This window comes from Streptomyces sp. NPDC051133, from assembly GCF_040682635.1.
Lineage (GTDB): Bacteria > Actinomycetota > Actinomycetes > Streptomycetales > Streptomycetaceae > Streptomyces.
Genome location: NZ_JBFBBK010000147.1, coordinates 1 through 3,856, shown reverse-complemented (window position 1 = coordinate 3,856; position 3,856 = coordinate 1). Strand labels below are relative to the sequence as shown.

General features: G+C 63.4%; 3 protein-coding genes and 1 pseudogene. All 4 read right to left on the bottom strand.

Annotated elements, in window-relative coordinates; all coding sequences use genetic code 11:
* On the bottom strand, positions 1-333 hold a 333-nt coding region (locus tag AB0N17_RS45545; RefSeq protein ID WP_366017569.1), incomplete at its 3' end, for a transposase.
* A 173-nt stretch (positions 334-506) separates the two neighbouring features.
* The gene (locus tag AB0N17_RS45540; RefSeq protein WP_366017568.1) at positions 507-1,211 is read right to left on the bottom strand and encodes a CDP-alcohol phosphatidyltransferase family protein; all 705 of its coding nucleotides are present in this window, start codon (positions 1,209-1,211) and stop codon (positions 507-509) included.
* A 1,005-nt stretch (positions 1,212-2,216) separates the two neighbouring features.
* Positions 2,217-2,339: pseudogene (locus tag AB0N17_RS45535) on the bottom strand (IS3 family transposase); the annotation flags it as partial.
* Between the two features lie 588 nt (positions 2,340-2,927).
* On the bottom strand, positions 2,928-3,856 hold a 929-nt coding region (locus AB0N17_RS45530), incomplete at its 5' end, for an esterase (RefSeq protein ID WP_366017570.1).

Genomic DNA, 3,856 nt, shown 5'->3' with positions numbered 1-3,856 from the left:
GGTGCTGACGCCCAGCAGGTCGGCGGTCGCCACCACCGAGATGAGGGCCTGCTCGGCCCGCCGGAGCCGTTCGAGAAGCCAGTGCGGGAAGTAGCTGCCCTGGCGCAGCTCGGGGACGGCGAGTTCGACCGTTCCCGCCCGGGTGTCCCGCTCGCGCGGGCGGTAGCCGTTGCGGTGGTTGACGTGTTCGTCGCTGACCTGCCCGTATTCGGCGTTGCAGAGGGTGTCGGCCTCCGCGGACATGAGCGCGTCGGCGAACGTCTTGACCATCGCGCGCAGCAGATCGGGACTCGCCGCGGCGAGGTTGCCCTCGGCGAGGACGTGCAGGGGCACACTGTCGGGTGCGGTCACCGTGCTGATCTCCTTCGAGCTTCGACACCTCGAAGATCAGCCGGTGGCTGTTCATCTATGCGGGCACCATCCCGATTCCGGAGCAAACCCCCGGATCAGGTCGAACCCGTACACCACTTCCCTGGACGCAGCCCCAGCGACCACCGCCAGCTTCATCAGGAGAGTTCACGACACCACTTAGCCAGGAAGGCAGGGATAAGCACCACGTGCGCGGCCAGCAGGGCGATATAAAGCACAAAAAAGACCATCCAGTTTCCGAGGAAAAGGAAGGTCAAACACAATACACCATAGTCCACCGGCAGCATCGCGATAGCGCGAATGGTACATGGAGGCCGTACCGGAAGGATGCGCACGCCAGCCTGTTGCTTCTTCAGCTGTTCCGTCAGAATCCCTGCGAAAAAAAACACGACAGAAGCGAACTGAAAGGTAATCGGGATAAAAAGCAGAGCAGGAGACGGTAGATCATGGAAGCGATACAGCGTAATCAGCACCGCCGTGTGGAGTGCTAGTAGTTTGGCGCAATCCGTTACATGATCTACCCACTCCCCTCGCATACTCACCGACCCGTTCAGCCGCGCTAGCTGTCCATCCGCAGAATCGAGGGCATATCCGAGGAGCAAAGCGAGAGCGACCCATCGTCCTGTGGCATATGAAGGAGGATGAAGAGCGATCGCCATGATGGCCACCATGGTGATCAGCGCGCTTGCGGCGGTTACCTGGTTCGGAGAAAGGCCGATGCGGTGTGCCGTCGCCGCAAGCAGCCTGCCGGCCGGCCGGTTGACGAATCGTGAGTAGACGGAGATCCCCCGGGCGGGCTTCTGCACTGTCGAGAGCTGAGACAGTGCGTTGGAAAAGTCCACTCTCTAAACCTCGCAGCCGGACAGCTCTGGATCAAAATAGCCAGGGAAGGGAAACGCATCGGTGACCTGCGCCACCGCGCGCTGCAACTCGGCGTCGGCGTTGATGTATCCCTGCATCCAGGTTGACCTCATTCAGCATCTTCAGGGGGAACTGACCATTTCGGATAACGGATAGACTGCGGGTCCGCCCCAACCGCGCCCATCCAGAAGGATTATTCTTTTCCTTGTTTACCCGACCGGCCCAATGTACCCGGCGGCGCCGCCCAGGAAAGCGGATCTACCTGGTCTTTCCGTCGGAGGCGCCCGCAGGGATATCCGGCCGGAGAAGGGGCCCTCATGGACGGGAATGTTTGCGGCGAGCCGTCCCGCTTGCAGTTACTGCTGAAAGGTTGATGTGCTCTGACATGACTTGACTCTCCGCGCGACCGCAATCTTGACCACGAGCACATCATGTCGAACGCCAACGCTTCCTCTCCACGTAAGAGCAAGTGGTGTTCCCGAACCAGCCAGCCCTCAAAGATGCCGGTACGCGTGTGGCTACGACAAGATGACGAGCTGCCCCTCGTCCTTCAGTTGCAGTTGCATCGCCGCTGACCAGGAACTTGCTCCGAGGTTAGTGAGCTCCTGTCATGTGCGGGATCATTCCAATGCTGCGTCGTTTGTAACGACAACATCAACATCTAGCGGCAGCCTAGTGACGACGGTGCCACCAAATCCATCTCAGTGCCTGATCAATCTAGCAGCGATGACACCCAATCCTGGTCAGCGAACTGCCATGAGCCGTCAGATTCTGTCAGGGAAAGGTGGACTCGGAAGCAGATCTCTTTCTGCGGTGACTGGGCTCGTCGCCGTCGAATAACTGAGGTTCCCCCGGCTGCGCGGGAAGGGTTGACTAGCTGGTCAGGGCGGGTTGACGTGATTTCAGTTTCACTTGTTCGGCCGCTGCCTGGTCGGCGTAGTGCTTCGCCTCGAACTCGATGGGGCTGAGGTAGCCGAACCGCTTCCTGCTAGGGCCATGTCGAAGGAGTCGCCGACCGAGCCCATAGACGCATGGATACTTGCTCTGACCAGGCGCGTTGTGAGCTTGATAGACGTATATTGCGTCCCGTGGTCGGCATGGTGGACGAGTTCGCCGGGGGCGACCTCCCTCTCCGCATGGATCAACCGGTACAGCGCGCTCACCGGTCATTCTCCTTCACGAAGAGGGCCGTGTGTACCGCTTCGTGTACTTGCTTCCCACCTGGTGCTACTTCCTCTGGAACCTCAGGTCCCAGTCTCCAGGTGTCCACGATCAAGGGGAAGCTTCAGACTCCGCGCTCGGGCACGTTCTCCTGGAACATTGGTGCAAACCCACAGTCAGCGGAGCCGGCTGCCCGGCGCCGAGCGGCTGCGCGAGACGATCACGAAGCCCCCGCTGAGAATGGCGGGGCGGAGTTGTACCTGCCCGTCGAGAAGTACAACGGGCAGGTGCCGACGGTGTGGGAGCCTGCCACCGACGTACCTGATTATGGTCGATGACCGGCCGCCTCGTGCGTGACACCACGCCGCTCACACAGTTTCGGCAGAGACAACACGGACGGAAACCACCCGTACTCATGGCACGGCGGGGCCGTCCACGTCCCCAGTCGGGGGCCGTGCCGCCACAGATGCTCGGCGGCCTCCCGCAGGAGCGCCGGATCGTCCGATCGCGCAAGACAGCCACAACGGCTCGTGCAGTCACCACCGTGTTCCCAGGAAGTCGAGGATGTGGCCGAACACGTCCAGCGCGGCGCCCCGGCCCAGGAACGTGTCGAGATGGCCGTATCCGGGGATCTCGGTGTAGGACACGTCCAGCTGCGGCTGTCGGCGGGCGAGCACGTCGTGGCAGAGCTTCTGGGAGTCCCCCCACAAGCCGTTCTCGCTGCCCGAGAGCAGCAGCACGGGGGTGTCGATCTGGCCCGCCGCATCCAGTGCGTTGGGCGGCAGGGCGCCATAGCGGTGGTCGGTGTCGTGCCAGCGGACCACGCTGCGGGCCAGCTCGATGCGGCGCAGATGGGGCAGGATCCACAGCGGGGCGGGGCCGAGCAGCTCCGCGAGCCGGTCATGGGTGGACCGGGACAGGTTGTCGTGCACGAAGAGCGAGGCGCCGGTGCCCCACGCCGAGTTGTGCAGCATCTGGCAGGTCGGATCCGGGCAGTCCGCCTTCCGCGAGGCCAGCGCGAACAGCGGGGTGTACTTCGACCACAGACCCACCGTGCGGAAGTCGACGGGGATATGGTCGATCCGGGTCTTGAGCAGCTCGCCCGCCACCGACATACGCAGCGAGGTGCGCCCCGCGAGCTTCGGCGTCAGGAACACGCCCTGGGACACCACGCCCGCCAAGCCCGGCACCAGCCCCGCCGCCATGCTCATGGACAGGGTCAGGGATCCGATGCAGTGGGCGACCACGAACAGCGGGCGGTCACCGATCCGCCCGCGGATGTAGGCCACGGCCTCCGGGATGTCGTACAGAGCCACGTCGTCGTACGTGTACCTGCGGCCCGTCTCGTTGTACGGCAGCCGGCAGCTGCCCCGCCAGTCAACCGGGCAGTTGCTGCCCGTACCCGAGGGGGTCGGGCTGAAGCGGGCGGCGGCGCTGCCCGAGGTGGTCTGCACGGTCTGGTCCA